Raw genomic sequence first — 16,348 nt, 5'->3', positions numbered from 1 at the left:
TTGGTTCCAATGTTCATTTAAAAAACGATTAGGCTACATACAACCCCAGATTTCAATAAATTCTACTGTCATTCCCCATAAATGACAAAAAGAAACATTTTTCTTCATACATAACCGGTTCCTGAAGGCTGATAATGCCCCTCTTTTTACAGGAAAAACCAGCAAAAAAATGCTCCAAAAAACCGCTTGAATAACGCTTTTTCAAACCGCTGATTATAAGGTAGTTATACCCACCTTGTTCAGACATCGTTCGAACATCATTCAGAGACTGTTCAGACAACGTTCAGATAGCTTCGAATAAGAGGTGAATTTGCACTGAATAATTCTTTAGGTACCTGTTTTTAAGGACATTCCAAACGGATAATTTCCTCAACCCGGTAAAGATCAAAATCAAAAGGCCGGACAGCTTATTTCCTGAGAAATGAACTATCCGGCCTTTTGATTTAACCTGATCCGGGCGCCCGACAGGAAACCTTTAATATCAGCTATTTAAGAATCCACATAAGCTGATTATTATCATCGCTTCCGTTATACTGACTGGCAATTGCCGCAGTAACATTAGCAGAGTTATAATTGAGCTCTGCAGAAGGATAAAACCAGCGAACCGGAAAATTAGAAGATGGAATATTTAAACTCGATGCAGGATTAAGCTTAAAAACCGGATATCCTGTTCTTCTGTTTTCAAACCAGGATATGAACCTGCTTCCCTGTAAAAAGTTGGCCAGATATTTCTGCGTGATAATCTGTGCAATCTGTTGTTCTGCAGAACCTGTTAAAACTACTCCTTCAGCAGAAGGATAAGCATTAATATAAGCATCATCCATTTTCATATTATGATGATAATCTGCAAGATCAGGAGTATTAACCGCAATAAATTTCATAGAACCGGAAATGCCGGCTGCATAATATGTCTGTGCTGCTGCACCGCCCAGCCAGCCTCTTACTGTGGCTTCAGCCAGTGCAAACTGTAAATCCCAGTAACTAAAAACACTTACAGGCTCAGCATTAACCAGCTGCACATAACGGTTATTCAGATCAGAATAATCCTTGCTGCCTCTTGTAGTTTGCAGTGCTGTAAATGCATTGGAAGGTTCTACGCCTACATAGGCATTATAATCAGACTGAGTTGCACCTGCAGCAATTTTTACCGGCGAAGGTTTAGCAAAATAAAACAACCTTTTATCTTTCATGGCTTTTAAAGGATCAAGCAGCACATTAGATAACATGGTGTAGTTCGATTTCACAAATGAATTTCCAGATCCTGCCGGCACGTCAGACCAGGGATAATTCTGTCCGGCCATCGCTGTATAAGCGAGAGCAAAATTATCTTTATAATCACGCATCAGCGGACGATTGGCTACGATGTCTTTAAAACGTTCAATAACTTTAAAATCTGCATCTGATGTCTTTTTATATAAATTCAGCAGGACATGAAGTTCAAAACTATTCGTTAGTCTGCGCCAGTTATCTACTTTACCTCCGTAAACAGGGTCACCGGCAAAATTATCGCCTGTGGCAAATAACTCATTAGCCAGATCCAGTTCTTTCAGTATCCCCAGAAATACAGTTTTCTGTGCATCATATTTTGGTTGTAAAATACGATCTGATTCTCCTTTATTAGCTTCCGAATACGGCATATCACCGACCTGCATAGTGCTGATAAAAAACTGGTAGGCGCTGATAAAATGTCCTAAACCTTCATAGGATTTTCTCAGCCCGTCAGTGGTTGCATATTTCAGCATAGGCGGAATGTTCCTTAAAACCTTAACAGAATCAAAATCAGTTCTGCCCAGTTTGTTATACTGAAACCCCTCCTGTCCTTCACCCCAGGTCAGATATTTACCCAGTAAAAACGGCTGCATAAAGGATTTCTGGGAGCTGATCGAATTTTTGGTTATATTCAGAATCATTGTTGTAGCCAGCATAGACGAATTTACCTGCGTGGTCACATTGGGGTTCGTATTGATTTCTTCGTATTTCTGACAACCATCAATCACCACCGCTAAACCGGATAACAATAAAATATATTTTAAAATCTTCATAATATCTTTCTTAAAAAATGCTAATTAAAATCCAACTCTAAGATTAAATCCTACCATACGCATAGAAGGAGAATTCAGGTCTTCTTTATTGACATCAGGGTCTGAGAATTTGAATTTTGTCCACATAAACAGGTTCTGTCCGGTTAAGGCTAAAGAAGCTGATTTAACCCCTAATTTGCTGACAAAAGAAGCAGGCACTTTATAGCCTAATGAAACTTCTCTCAGTTTAATAAAGGAAGCACTTTGCACCCCCATATCTCCACCTCTGTAATTCTGTGCATAATCCTGATAACCTACCTGCACATCATTGGGTGCATACTGACGGGTATCACTGGTAATATTTCCGTATTTATCATAAACAGCAACCCCCGAAATAACCTTTACGCCCTTACCCACATAATTATTCAGGCCATTAACCACTTGATCATAGCGGTACTGATTATCAGATTCAGGATTAGTACCAGAATCCCACATTTTATCATAGATATAGTTGTATAACACTCCACCAATTCTGCCATCTATATTTACACCCAGTGTCCAGTTTTTGTAAGTAAAATTGTTAATGAAACCGAAACTGAAGACTGGTTCACTATAACCATATTTCTTATTGTAATCACTGCTCACCGGAATTCCGTTACTATGAATCACATTGCCGGAAGGATCTGTCAGCCAGTAACTATCCGTATAGGTATCTAAACGCTGGCCTTTCCTGACCCATTGATTATCACTGGAATAAACCGGATCCAGCTGATCATAATAGCGATGCTGATTTGACCAGTTAGCCATAGAGTACCATTCAAAATCCTTGCTCTTTAACACAGATCCATCCACTGTAATTTCCACTCCGCGACGGGTATAGGTCTCTTTTGTATTTACTAGCGTAGTTGAAAACCCAGAAGTGGAAGGCAGTTTTGCATTGGTCTGCTGGTTATAATAATACTTATTGAAATAAGCCACATCAAAATGCAGACGTTTTTTAAACAGGTAACCGGCAGCGCCAATCTCCCAGGTACGTTGTGAACTTGGCAGAATATCACTCGCTCCCTGTAATTTATAGGGATAACTCGCAGAGTTTAAATTACCCCATATCGCACTGCTGGTTCTGTAAGCAATATTGGTCTCAAAAATTCCAGCTGGTGTTTTAAAATCTGCAAATGAGCCCCTGATTTTAAACAGGTCAATAACCTCAGGTAGTTTAACCAATTGTGAAATAACTACACTTGAACCCACTGAAGGATAAAAATAAGAACCTGTGGCTTTGGGTTGTGTTGAGATCCAGTCATTACGACCTGTAAAATCTAAAAAGACAGCATCATTCCAGCCTACCGCAGCGCGGGCATACAAACTGCTGGACTCTTTAGGTGAAAAATACGGGGTTACTTTTGGCGGTTCTATAGATCCGTTAAGTGAAAAATAAGTAGGTGAGATTAATCCGTTTTTAGTAACAGCATATAATCCTTCATCTTCTTTATGGAAAAAGTTCCCTCCTGCCAGGGTTTCAAAAGAGAATTTGTTAACTCTTTTATTATAAGACAAAATCATGTCATTACTGGTGCTGTAGCCTTTGGTATTATTGATACTGTACATACCTTTGGCATCCCACCCGCCACGGGTAGAAAAGATATTAGCTGTTGGATTACGCATCGTTTCGCGGTTACTGTAATTGTCATAACCCAGACGCAGCATTAAATTCAGATCCTTTGTGATTTTATAGTTAGCTGTAACACTCGCATTTACCGTATTTTCCTGAATAGCATCCAGTTTTTCATTGGCAATCAGATATGGATTGTCATACCAGTTGGTGTACATCCAGTTTTGTGTCTGATTAGGTACTTTCCAGTAATCTTTATAATCTCTGATATCATATTCTGTACCCGTCCACATCACTAACTGGTATAGATATCCCTGATTCTGATAACCGCCTCCCCAGATCTGTGGTGCAGTACGGCGGCTTAAACCAAAATGACTTTCAATTTTAAATTTGTCATTGATTTTGATTTCCCCTCCTGAAGTTAAATTAACCATATTCAGCGACTGGTTAGGAAACTGGCCTTTATTGTAAACATGATTCAAACCAATTTTAAAACTTCCGTTTTCACCGGTTTGGGCAATGGTGATATTGTTATTGGCAATAATCCCGGTGCTGGTAAAATTTTTCAGGTTGTCTTTTCCTACAGAACGTAATGGTCTGTTTTCTTCAAATTGTTTGGTTATCGGGTTCCAGTCTCTTCCTGTTTTTCCGATATCCAGACGCGGGCCCCAGACATAGTCATTGTTTAAATCACCATTATCACCTCTTCCATAAGAACTCTGAACTTTGGGAATAGCCAGATAACCCAGCTGAAACATCGTATTGCTGTTCACATCGATAGAGAATCCTTTGCCTGCAGCTCCTTTTTTCGTCGTAATCAGATATACCCCGCCTTTAGCCCTTGCACCATATAAAGCAGATGCTGTCGGGCCTTTCAGAATATCTATACTTTCAATATCATCGGTAGGAATATCTCTCAACGTTAAATTGTCATAATCCACCCCGTCTACCACTAAAATAGCCGACTCTCCTCTGAGTTCCAGTGTTGGCCTGGCATTAAACTCTGTAGAATTTTTCACGACCAGACCTGCAACCCTGCCGGTTAATGAAGTACCGACATCCACACCTTTGACAGTTTGCAGCTCTTTGCCAGATACCTTTTGTACGGCATAGCCCAGCGATTTCTCCGAACGTTTAATTCCCAATGCGGTTACCACCACTTCTGTCAGTTTATTATCTTCAGGCTTCAGAGAGATGGTATAAGGCCCGCTGTTTTGCACAATAAGCTCTTGTGCAGCATAACCAATAAATGAAATGACCAGCGTAGCTCCTTGCGGAGCGTTCAGGCTGAAATTACCATTACGGTCAGTTACAATACCGGTTTTGGTGCCTTTGATCAGTACACTTGCGCCAATGACAGGCAGCCCGGCATCATCTAAAACCCTTCCTTTCACCGGCTCAGTGACTACTGTCTCTGCTTGCGGCAGCGTCTTTTTAAGTACAATGTTTTTCTGAAAAATCCTGTACGTTAAAAGCTGGTTTTTCAAACATAAATCAAGTACCTGTTCGATAGTGCCCTGGTTGATATCAACCGAGATTCTGGCCGATGCAGGCAGTTCCAGATTATCATACAGAAAGAGATAATCGCTTTGTTTTTCGATAGCTTTCAGTACTGTTTCTATAGAAACATTTTTTTGTTTGAGTGTAATTTTCTGGCTGTACACACTGGCATGAACTTGCATCAGACCTGTAAATAACAGGATTACAAATAGTTTCATTACTAATAAAATTTGAGAAGATTTAAACTGTATTCGTGGTACAGTCTTTAAGAATGCACTAAAATTCATAAATTGCAAAGGGTTTTAAAATATTATTGCTTAGATAATTTTTATTCCGGATTCAGGACGATTGTCCATAAGGAGTTTAACCCCATAATATGCGGGGGGTGCTGCGAACACTTCCCGCTTTTTACTGGTTAACCATTTTCTAGAAGATCAAGAGTAATTCTATTTCATACAGATGGATTTAAAGGTTAATAATTAGTTGAGCTGGTAATTTTTTCTATCGCTGACTCACAATAATTTTATGATCTTCTATATGGCAGTGAATGCCAGAATAGGCAAGCATCTCCAGTAATGTTTTCACATTAACACTTCTGGGAATCTTACCCGAATATTCCTTTTTAGGCATTTCACCCTGATAAACTACATCAGTAGCGTACCATCTTGAGATTTGCCGCATAACGCCATGCAGATCTGATTTCTCCAAAAGGAAATATCCGTTTTTCCAGGCAATCGCCCGTTCCGGATCTTCCAGATCATGTATGCGGATCTGGCTGGAAGCACTGGTTCTGGCTTGCTGTCCGGGTTTGAGCAATGATTTTTCCGTTCCTTTGCTGATCTCTACTGACCCTTCCAGCAATGTAGTCTGCTCAGATTTTTCATCATCATAGGCCATCATATTGAAATGTGTTCCTAAAACTCTGACCTGGGTCTGATCCGTTTCTACATAAAAAGCTTTGGATTTATCTTTTGCAACCTCAAAATAGGCTTCACCACTCAGTTTTACTTTACGGGTGTTCCCTGGAAATGCAGTTGGAAAGGTTAAAGAAGAGTTAGCATTCAGCCAGATCTTTGTACCATCAGCCAGCAACAGCTGATATTGCCCGCCACGGGGAGTAGAAATGGTATTGTTTCTGGCAGTACCCTGATTATCACCGGTGACCTGGTAAATCAATCCGCCATTTTTAGTCTTGGTGACAATAACACCGGCCTGTTTGGCGACCTGACCATTTCCTGCATCGGTCAGACTGATACGGCTTCCATCTGCCAGCGTTAAAATAGCTTTATTTGTACCTGGTAAGATCTGAGTCTGATTTTCAGCGCTGGCAAAACTATGTCCGGGCCTGCTTGCCGGTTTAAAATAAAGAATTGTAACACTGAACAGCATACACAGCACTGCTGCTGCTGCAATCCACGGATATATTTTTTTAAGTTTACGGGGTTGTACAGTTACAGGCTCAGCTTCTTCTGGTTCAGTTTCTTCTGGTTCAGCAATACCGATCTGTTTTTTAATTCCCTGGTAAAGCTGCGCGCTGAGATCTGAAGAACCTTTCCCGGTTTCATCAGCTCCTAATTGCTTATACCAGCTTTCAACAAGCATTCTTTCTTCTGTTGTTGCTGTATGATTATTGTATCTGGCAATGATTGCCCTGAATTGTTCCTGATCCAAAATAAGCTTTGTTTCTTATATATCCGTTCAGGAATAAGAAAGTACTAGATGGATTTGAAAAAAAACAAAATTTTAGTCAGTAGTAAAAAAATCACTGCCAGATCAGGGTTGTATTCCCTTAATTTCAGCCTCAGCCTGTGATAGGCATTTTGCAGCTGATTCTTGATGGTCTGTTCTGAAAGCCCCAGTTCTTCGGCAATTTGTTTGATCGAAAAGTTATCATCTTTTTTTAAGACATAGATCTCTTTCATTCTTGAAGGCATACGGTTGACCTCTCCTTCGATAATTAACTTCAGCTCTTTTTCCAGAAATCTTTCATGGGAACAAAAATCAAGCAAAGCATCTGCCGGACAGATTTGCAGGGCATGTTTTAACCGCACCGCATCTTTCTCGAAAATCTTAAGAATCTTATTTCTTAGAATACCATGTAAATAAGCAGGAATATTAGCGTCTTGGGTTAAAGTATCCAGGTTATCCCAAAAGGCAACAAAGACATCCTGTACCAGATCCTTGGCCAGATCTTCAGACTGCACTTTACTATAAGCCTTTCTGTACAGGGGTTGCCAGAATTCTTCAAACAGTTTTTCAAATGCTTTATTTTTGTCTGATCTGAGAAGATAAAAAAAATCAAATTCAAACGTTTTAATCATCTTGCATATGGCTTAAAGAATAGCATATTTTTATCCCTGCTGACTTGAATCTTCCAGTTTTAATTTAAGTCCGCAAATGTAGCCTGATTCAATTAACTGAATATTAACTTATCAATAAATCAAGTTATCAGACACCGTTCATACCAGGACCTGATTCATACCTAATATATAGATATTTATACACGGTCAGAAGGGTAAAATAAATAAAATGTTACGCAAACGTTTGTGTTGATTATTCAGCTTTGAAATACATCTTTCTGATTTTCTCAGCCTCGTCCCTGCTGTTTACATTGCTCAGTACCATTTGATGAAAAGGCTTTAACAGCGTGATTTCGTTTCTGAGCAGTACATTGCGCGGAGAAGACAGTCCTTTTTCAAGTGAAGCAGTGAGTACCGGGCTGGCAGAAGGCTCCCATATGGTAACTAAAGGTTCCGGCAGGCCATCTGTACCGGTAAAAGCAGTTGCCATCACGGCGGGATTTCTTTGCGCACACAGATAATCCAAATGCTGCCGGTCTATTAAAGGTAAGTCGCAGGCAACAACCAGCCATGCCGCATCCTTATTTTGTTTAAATGCAGATAAAATTCCTCCAAGGGGTCCTGAGTCCTTATAAAAATCGGCAAGCGGTGTATAACCATCCTGCTCTATTTCCTTTTGCTGCTCTGCACGGCAGGAAATAAATATCTGCTGACAATAAGACTTCAGCAAATCAGCCACATGTTCACGCTGAGGTTTATCATACCAGTTAATCAGCCCTTTATCACGGCCCATCCGGGTACTCTTTCCTCCTGCCAGGACCAATCCGTATAATTCAGGAACGCGGGACATATTTTTTGATAGAATCCATTTGCATGTATAAAACTACCATTTATTTAGAAGCCATTTGAATTTTATTTTGAGGTATTTAAAGGTTCTGTTAAATGGAGTACAGCTGATTTTTAAACCTGCAACCTTTACAGCCGGATCTGATTCAGAGCAATGTGCAGCCTCCGCTCCGCGGCTGCCGCGATTACCGGGACTGATATGGTCCTGGAAACATTACCAATGACCTGATTAGAAAAGCAGGTGGGCTGATTGAACTTTATGCCCACCTGGATATAACGGCGAGTGTACTGGAGGCTATCCTTTAACCAAGATCAATACGCTTTATTTTCCAGCCTCCCACCTGCTGCTGAATATTCCACAGCTGATGGTACAGACCATTTGCCGTTATCAGATCCTGGTGTGTACCTTCTTCGGCTAAAGCACCATCTTTAAGCACCAGGATCTGATTTGCATTTTTGATTGTGGTTAACTTATGTGCCACAACAATTACTGTTTTATTTTTCACGAGTTCCTGAATAGCTTGCTGTATATAAATCTCGTTTTCCGGATCGAGAGAGGCAGTTGCTTCATCCAGTAAAACTATAGGAGCATCTTTCAATAAAGCACGGGCGATACTGATTCTTTGTTTTTGTCCTCCGGAAAGCTGATTACCACCCTCTCCTGCTTTGGAATGAAGTCCGTTAGGTAATTCCCAGGCAAAATCAAGTACCTGTGCCAGATCGGCTGCCTGAATAACTTCATCTTCGGTTGCGTCTGGTCTGCCAAACAGAATGTTGTTAAAAATAGTATCATCAAACAGGTATACCTCCTGAAAGACTTCGCTGATTAAAGCATATACCTCTGCCGGCTCCATATCTTTTACGTCAACTCCGCCAATTTTCACGCTCCCCTGTCCGGCATCCCAAAAGCGGGCCACTAATGAAGTAATGGTGGTTTTCCCTGAACCGGAAGGCCCGACCAATGCCATCAGACTATTTTCCGGGACACGAAAAGAGATGTTTTTCAATACATTCTTTTCCTGATGATAACCAAAACTTACGTTCTCAAAAACGACATCAAATTTTTCAGGCACCAGTTTTTTACCGGCCGTCTGTTCTTTGATCCGCAGTACATCGATGACCCTGCTTAAACTGATATTCATGTAACGCAGAATTACATAATCAACCAGGACGATTTTGATCGGTTCATAAAGACGGTACCCGATAATTAAAAAGGTAATCAGTGCAGATGCAGCCAGACTCCCCTGAGCAAAAAAAGTAATCGCTATACCGATCATCAGTAAAAAGAATAATTCGAGTATCATCCCTGCAATAATGACCAGTGGCCCTGGTATCACTTCGGTACGGATGCTTGCTTTACGAAAATCATTCAGCGCCTTATCCAGGCTGACAAAACGTTTACCGGTCATTCCAAACGATTTGATATGACGGATACCCTGTACGTACTCCAGAAAACGGGCTCCGGTCTGGTTTCTGGCCAGCACGTGTTTTTCACCTTGTCTGCTAACCAGGTAATCGGCACCTATAATGACCAGCCAGCAAATCGGCAATGCGGCCAGCAGGACCAGCGCCAGACGCCAGTCGGTTATCAATAAAAACACAGAAATAATCAGTGTAGCAAAGATAGCAGAAGCCATATTAGCTATAGTATGTCCGAAAATCATTTCAAAATTGGCTACATCCTGTAAAACAACCGAAGCCAGATCTCCGGGATCACGCTGTTTAAAAGTCCCCATAGACAACCGTTGTAAATGATTACCCAAACGGACTCTTAAATTGGTGGAGAGCTGATAAGTCATGATATTACTGGTCACTATGGTTTTTACGGCCAGGAACAACTGGATAATCAGCAGACCAATCATGATCCAGATATAATTCCACAGACGGGACTGAACGGGATTACCACTAAACAATTCGCGGATAATCAGCAGGAGAAATCCTGCAGGAACTGCGATGAAAGCACCATGGAGCAATTCAAGCAAGATGCTTTTACGTACCAGTCCGGGTGAGGTTTTAAACGTGAAGAAGAGATTCTTTATCATTTTATGATTAAATATGCTGCGTTTTGATCAGACAGATTAAAAATTAACTACTAAGGGGTTGGGTTACGGTAATATTTTCAGACAATGCAAATTCTTTAGCTCTGGTATGTGCATTCCACAGCTGCTGATACAGTTTGCAATCGTCCAGTAATTCTTCATGTTTTCCGATTCCGGCAACTCGTCCGCGGTCCAGTACAACGATCTGATCGCAACTGGTAATTGTACTTAAACGATGTGCAATGACAATTACAGTTTTATTCGTGATCAGTTCATTAAACGCTTCCTGGATCAGGTTTTCATTTTCAGGATCACTAAAGGCTGTAGCTTCATCAAGTATAAGAATCGGCGAATCTTTTAGAATTGCTCTGGCCAGCTGTATACGCTGTTGCTCCCCACCACTGAGATGCACTCCATTTTCTCCCCACAATGTTTGGTAACCAGCTGGTAACTGTTCAATAAAGTTATGGCATTGTGCTGCTTTTGCTGCCGCAATAATCTCTTTCTCTATTTTGTCCATCCCCATACGGATGTTCTCAAAAATAGTCTGCTGAAACATGAAGCTATCCTGAAAAACGAAAGAGACATGTTTCATGAGCTCTTCTGGCCGGAGTTCTCTGATGTCCAGTTTACCAATAGAAACAGTACCATATTTTACATCCCAGAAACGGGAAATCAGCTGTGCAGCGGTGGATTTACCAGACCCTGACGGACCAACCAGCGCAGTAATACTACCTTGCGGGACAGCAAAACTAACACCATTCAGTACAAGTGTCTGCTCATCATAACTGAAAGATACCTGATCAAATTCAATACTAAAGTCATCAGTCAGCTCATCTTCGCCTGTAGTTTCCTGTTCCTGACTGAACAGAATTTCATCCAGCCGTTTCACCCCGTGGTTAATCAGTGAAATCTGCGGCCCCATATTACTTAAGGCAAACAACGGACGGATATAACCCACACCCAGAATCAGGAACAGAAAAAACACAGCCAGACTTAGTCCTCCGTTAAAATACAAATAGAAGCCAAGTGCCAGAACAGGCAGAGAGGCATTACTGATAAAACTGACAAAGACGCCATATCCCGGAGCAGAACTGCGGATATAGGTCACCACCATATCTCTGAAACGATATACTGATCCGCTGTACTGCGCAAAACTATCTGCAGTATGCCCGAAAATCTTAATCACGGGCATAGCTCTGACAAACTCTACAATACCCGAGTTCATATTTTCCAGTGCGTTATGATAGGCCGTTAACTCACTGTTTCTTGCTTTACTGAAAAAGACGGGCATAAATACTGCCAGCAGAATGATAGGCAGACAGCTGCTCAGCGCCAGTATCCAATTTACAGTAAACAGATAAATCAGTGTTACTACCGGCAGTGTAATTCCTTTGACAAAATCAGGAATACTGTGTGCAATGAAGTTTTCGATGCGCTCTACATCGTCTGCCATTATTTTTTTCAGCGCCCCGGAATTATTCTGATTGATAAAGCCTATAGGTAACCGGCCCAGTTTTTCGGCCATTTGTTTCCGCAGCTGATATAAAATATTAAATGCTGCGATATGTGAAGTCACTCCTGCGGCATACAATAAAGCATATGCAGCAATCATAGCCAGCACAGCCTGCCAGATATAATTAATCATCTGAGTGGTGTCAACAGGTGGCTCCAGCATAGCCTGGACTATATAATAGACCAGTATGTAAGGAATAATGGTAAGCAGCGAATGGATAACAGCCAGTACTGCTGATACACTCAATAGTAATTTTTCTTTTCCGGCAATCTGCAGTAACCTGCCAATACCGTTTTTAGGTTTTGTAGTACTCATATTCGTTTTAAACTAGCTTAAAAATATTATTTATAATTCTTCTAAATAATATTAGCTTTGTACAAAGATGTACTGTGTTTAAAAAAAACATTTATATCAAAAGGATAGGTTTTTATATCAAAAGGATTAATTATGGGAATGGCTTTATGTGATGAATATGGTAAATGGACTGAAATTGGTGGAATCGCCGATTATTCAGGTCTGTTACCACCATTCGTGACTGAGCGCAAAGAAAAATACAACTTCCCTTCCTTTGATGCAGAACTAACGCACCTGACTTTACCCAATATCTATATCGTATTTGGGGATATGAGAATCAAAAACCACAGACTCCGCTTCCGTTCAACGGATGAGCCCGACTTTGTGGAACTCCATTTTTCTCTGGCCGGAGGTGGTTCTATGGAGAACCATATTAATGGTCATATCCATGAATTTAAACCTTTACAACATAACCTGCTTTACAGTCCTGAATTTGATGGTGTTGGTCAGTATAATCCAAATGTACCTTATCAGTTCTTTGAGATTCATTTTCAGATAGCCTATTTTCTTGAACTGGTCAAAGATGTGGGTGGTTTATTGGCTGTATTTTGTAAAAATATACAGAAACACCAGTTTTCGGACCTGTCTGACAGTAATTTGAGAATGACTTTTGCAATGCAACAGTGTATTCGTGAGATTATAAACTGCGATTTTTCAGGGGGATTGAAACTGATATTCTTACAGGCAAAATGTATGGAATTACTGAGTCTGCAGGCACAGGCCTTTGAACAGCTCGCTAAAAAAAACACGAAGTCTGTATTGAAATCTGCCTACGAGAAAGATTGTATTCATTATGCCAGAGAATACCTGACTGCCCATATACACACCCCACCTTCTTTAGCCGAATTAGCCAGAATAGCAGGCATCAATGAATTCAAGTTAAAGAATGGCTTTAAAGAGCTTTTTGACACCACTGTTTTTGGGTATTTAAGCGACGTGAAACTGATGGAGGCCAGAGAACAATTGCTTTCGGGCATTCCGATCAAAGCCATCTCAGAGAATATGGGTTATTCTTCTGTACAGCATTTTAACACGGCATTCAGCAAAAAATTCGGTATTTCTCCGGGCAAAGTCAAACTGAATTAATTATCTTCAACTGGTAATATCTTTTAGTTATGGAATACGAAGATCAGCTGCTTAAAGAGTTTATGGCTAAAAAATCAGCACATGCTATCATCCTTTTCGAGGAATTAAACGAAGCATTCCAGCAGATAGGAAAGATTAGTTTTCATCCTGCCAAAACCATGATTGCTTTTTCTGCGAGAATCAATTTTGCCTATGTTATACAAATGGGCAAAGATTTCATTGACGTTGTTTTTCCCTTTAAAGAGGTCTATGAGGATAATCTGTGTTTCCGGAAAATAAAACAGGTTCCCGGCAGTAATGACTATAATCACCATATCCGCATTTATGCTAAAGAGGATCTGAATGAAGAGGTCAGGATGTATATGAAAAAAGCTTATGAAAATGGTCTGTAAATGAAAAGGCCGCCCTGATGAGGCAGCCTTTTCATTTATAAGTTCAATTTTACCAGCCTTTAACAGCTCCGCCTTTAAATACTTTAGCGGCAGCTTCGGCCACTTCATCAGACTGAAATGCCTTTACAAACTTTTTAATCTTCTCTTCATCCTTATTATCTTCTCTGGATACAATGATGTTTACATAAGGTGATTTTTTATCTTCTACAATCAATCCGTCACGGTCAGCAATCAATCCTACTGATGTAGCAAAAGTATTATTGATCACTGCAATAGTTACATTCTGATCATCCAGCGCTCTTGGCAACTGAGGTGCCTCAAGTTCCAGAATTTTTATCTTTTTCGGGTTGTCTACAATGTCATTTACTGTAGGTAACAAGCCAACACCTTCTTTTAATTTCAGTAATCCTGATTTTTGTAAAAGAAGTAAAGCTCTGCCTCCGTTAGTCGGATCGTTCGGGATAATGATCGTATTTCCTTCTTTCAGTTCTTCAATTTTCTTGATCTTTCTGGAATAACCTGCCAATGGGAAAACGAATGTATTACCCTGGATAGCAAACTTATAACCACGTTGTTTAGTCTGTACATCAAGATATGGTTTATTCTGGAACACATTGGCATCCAGATCACCCTGACTTAATGCCTCATTTGGCATAACGAAATCGTTAAATTGTACCAGTTCTACTTCTAATCCGAATTTTTCTCTGGCTACTTTCTGTGCTGCCTGTGCAACGGCGTATTCCGGACCTGATTCTACACCAACTTTGATATGATTCGGATCATTCTTTTTAGCTCCGCCACCACAGCTGTAAAGCGTAACTGAAGCGATAACAGCTACAGCTGCCAGTAATTGAATTTTTAGTTTCATTTATTTATTGTTTTTTTGTCAGATAGAGCCTTTAGTGATTGAAGGCCTTGTTTTTCTTTTTATTTTCTGTGATCCACCCGTTTAGCAATAAAATCACCGGTAAATTGTATAGCAAAAACCAGTACAACCAGTACAATCAGCACCGTATTCATCACCAGTACATCATAACCTACATAACCATACTGATAACCGATCTGGCCTAATCCACCTGCACCAACGGCACCACCCATAGCTGAATAACCAACCAGTGTGATCAGTGTAATAGAGGCTGTATTGATCAGTGAAGGCAAAGCTTCGGGCAGTAAAACCTTATAAACGATCTGAAAAGGGGTTGCGCCCATCGCTCTGGCAGCCTCAACCAGTCCGCCGGGAACTTCTATCAGACTGTTCTCTACCATTCTGGCAATAAAAGGTGCCGCACCAATACTTAAAGGTACTAAAGCAGCTTCAATACCGATGGAGGTTCCAACCAGCATACGGGTAAAAGGTATCATCCATACAATCAGGATGATAAACGGAATAGAGCGAAAAACATTCACTAAAACGGATACCGTATTATTCAATGTTCTGTTTTCCAGTACCTGGCCTTTACGGGTCAGATAAAGCATTACGCCGGTAGGCAGTCCAATGACAAAACCGAAAAAGCCTGAGACAAAGGTCATGACTATAGTCTCCCATGTTCCTTTGAACATCATTAAAATCATAGACTCAGACATATCCTAAAACCTCCACTTTAATCTGTTTATTTTCATAGTATGCTATTGCCTTCAGGCTGTCCTGCTGTGCTCCGGAAACTTCGATAACCATTGCCCCGAATTTTACGCCTCCGGCATATTCAATCTGTGCGTAAATGATATTATTATTGAGATTGAACAATCTGCTGACTTCCGAAAGTACCGGATCATCTACTGACTGTCCTGTAAATTCAAGTTTTAATAAGGGTTTTTTATCTGCTGAAAATGTATCAGTCAGTCTCTCCAGATAGGTTTCCGGAATATTGATTTTTAACGAAGAAGCTATAAATTCATGGGTAAGATCTGCTTTGGGATGCGCAAAAATCTCACTCACTGTGCCTTGTTCTATTAATTTACCCGCACTGATCACTGCAACTTCATCACATATACTTTTGACTACATCCATCTCATGGGTGATCAGCAAAATAGTAATATCCAGTCTTTTATTGATATCTTTTAATAAGGTAAGGATAGATTTTGTAGTTGCCGGATCCAGTGCACTGGTCGCTTCATCACATAAAAGCACTTTAGGATTGCTGGCCAGTGTTCTTGCAATAGCAACACGCTGTTTTTGTCCTCCGGATAAATTAGCCGGGTAATCTTTACCTTTTTCTTCCAGACCGACCAATGCCAGTAATTCTGCCACCCGCTGCTGTATCTGTTCTTTTGGAACACTGTCCAGCTCTAAAGGGAAAGCAATATTTTCTGCAACGGTTCTGGATGATAAAAGATTGAAATGCTGAAAGATCATACCAATCTGTCTTCTCTCTTTAGCCAGCTGCGCTGAGGATAAATTAATCAGATTGAGCCCGTCAACGATAACTTCTCCTGAAGTTGGTCTTTCCAGCAAATTCACACAACGGATCAGGGTGCTTTTACCTGCACCTGAAGCTCCGATCACCCCATAGATTTTACCTTTGGGAACGGTCAGTGACACGTCCGACAAAGCAGTAATCTCTCTGTTTTTCTGGTGAAATTGTTTAGTTATATTTTTTAATACAATCATGTTCGGCGCAAAAGTAATAATAATCATCAATAGTCTATTACATTTATAGACTTTAACTATCAGGATGATAACAA

Annotated in this window: 12 protein-coding genes; 2 read left to right on the top strand and 10 right to left on the bottom strand. The window is 40.4% G+C overall.

What is annotated here, in order from left to right; all coding sequences use genetic code 11:
• Positions 1-485: 485 nt before the first annotated feature.
• The 7 genes from PL_RS24290 to PL_RS24260 form a co-directional block, all read right to left on the bottom strand.
• Entirely contained in the window at positions 486-2,042 is a 1,557-nt protein-coding gene (locus PL_RS24290) for a SusD/RagB family nutrient-binding outer membrane lipoprotein (protein ID WP_041878315.1), read from the bottom strand.
• Positions 2,043-2,066: 24 nt separating this feature from the next.
• A complete protein-coding gene (locus PL_RS24285) occupies positions 2,067-5,351 on the bottom strand; it encodes a SusC/RagA family TonB-linked outer membrane protein (protein WP_052496048.1) in 3,285 nt (1,094 codons plus the stop codon).
• Between the two features lie 283 nt (positions 5,352-5,634).
• The gene (locus PL_RS24280) at positions 5,635-6,804 is read right to left on the bottom strand and encodes a FecR family protein (protein WP_052496049.1); all 1,170 of its coding nucleotides are present in this window, start codon (positions 6,802-6,804) and stop codon (positions 5,635-5,637) included.
• A gap of 44 nt (positions 6,805-6,848) precedes the next feature.
• A complete protein-coding gene (locus PL_RS24275) occupies positions 6,849-7,454 on the bottom strand; it encodes an RNA polymerase sigma factor (RefSeq protein WP_348620578.1) in 606 nt (201 codons plus the stop codon).
• 232 nt (positions 7,455-7,686) lie between these two features.
• Positions 7,687-8,283, bottom strand: coding sequence for an NTP transferase domain-containing protein (locus tag PL_RS24270; RefSeq protein ID WP_052496050.1), 597 nt, complete (start codon positions 8,281-8,283; stop codon positions 7,687-7,689).
• Between the two features lie 298 nt (positions 8,284-8,581).
• Complete coding sequence (locus tag PL_RS24265) at positions 8,582-10,321, bottom strand: ABC transporter ATP-binding protein (protein WP_041878323.1); 1,740 nt, start codon at positions 10,319-10,321, stop codon at positions 8,582-8,584.
• Between the two features lie 43 nt (positions 10,322-10,364).
• On the bottom strand, positions 10,365-12,149 hold the full coding sequence (locus PL_RS24260) for an ABC transporter ATP-binding protein (protein ID WP_200890687.1): 1,785 nt from the start codon (positions 12,147-12,149) through the stop codon (positions 10,365-10,367).
• Positions 12,150-12,281: 132 nt separating this feature from the next.
• Between PL_RS24260 and PL_RS24255 the strand changes: the two genes are divergently transcribed.
• Together PL_RS24255 and PL_RS24250 are read left to right on the top strand one after the other, a co-directional pair.
• Entirely contained in the window at positions 12,282-13,274 is a 993-nt protein-coding gene (locus PL_RS24255; RefSeq protein ID WP_052496051.1) for a helix-turn-helix transcriptional regulator, read from the top strand.
• A 29-nt stretch (positions 13,275-13,303) separates the two neighbouring features.
• Positions 13,304-13,666, top strand: a complete 363-nt coding sequence (locus PL_RS24250) for a DUF5655 domain-containing protein (RefSeq protein ID WP_041878325.1) — start codon at positions 13,304-13,306, stop codon at positions 13,664-13,666.
• A gap of 49 nt (positions 13,667-13,715) precedes the next feature.
• On the opposite strand, the gene metQ is transcribed toward PL_RS24250, so the two are convergent.
• From metQ to metN, 3 genes are read right to left on the bottom strand one after another with little or no spacing between them, the layout of a single operon-like run.
• Positions 13,716-14,534, bottom strand: coding sequence for a methionine ABC transporter substrate-binding lipoprotein MetQ (metQ, locus tag PL_RS24245; RefSeq protein ID WP_041878327.1), 819 nt, complete (start codon positions 14,532-14,534; stop codon positions 13,716-13,718).
• Positions 14,535-14,593: 59 nt separating this feature from the next.
• Positions 14,594-15,250, bottom strand: a complete 657-nt coding sequence (locus PL_RS24240; RefSeq protein ID WP_041878329.1) for a methionine ABC transporter permease MetI — start codon at positions 15,248-15,250, stop codon at positions 14,594-14,596.
• Entirely contained in the window at positions 15,243-16,274 is a 1,032-nt protein-coding gene (gene metN, locus PL_RS24235) for a methionine ABC transporter ATP-binding protein MetN (RefSeq protein WP_041878422.1), read from the bottom strand. Before metN ends, PL_RS24240 begins: the two co-directional genes overlap by 8 nt.
• Positions 16,275-16,348 lie beyond the last annotated feature (74 nt).

The organism is Pedobacter lusitanus (assembly GCF_040026395.1).
GTDB lineage: Bacteria > Bacteroidota > Bacteroidia > Sphingobacteriales > Sphingobacteriaceae > Pedobacter > Pedobacter lusitanus.
This window is presented reverse-complemented; position numbering and strand designations above follow the sequence as displayed.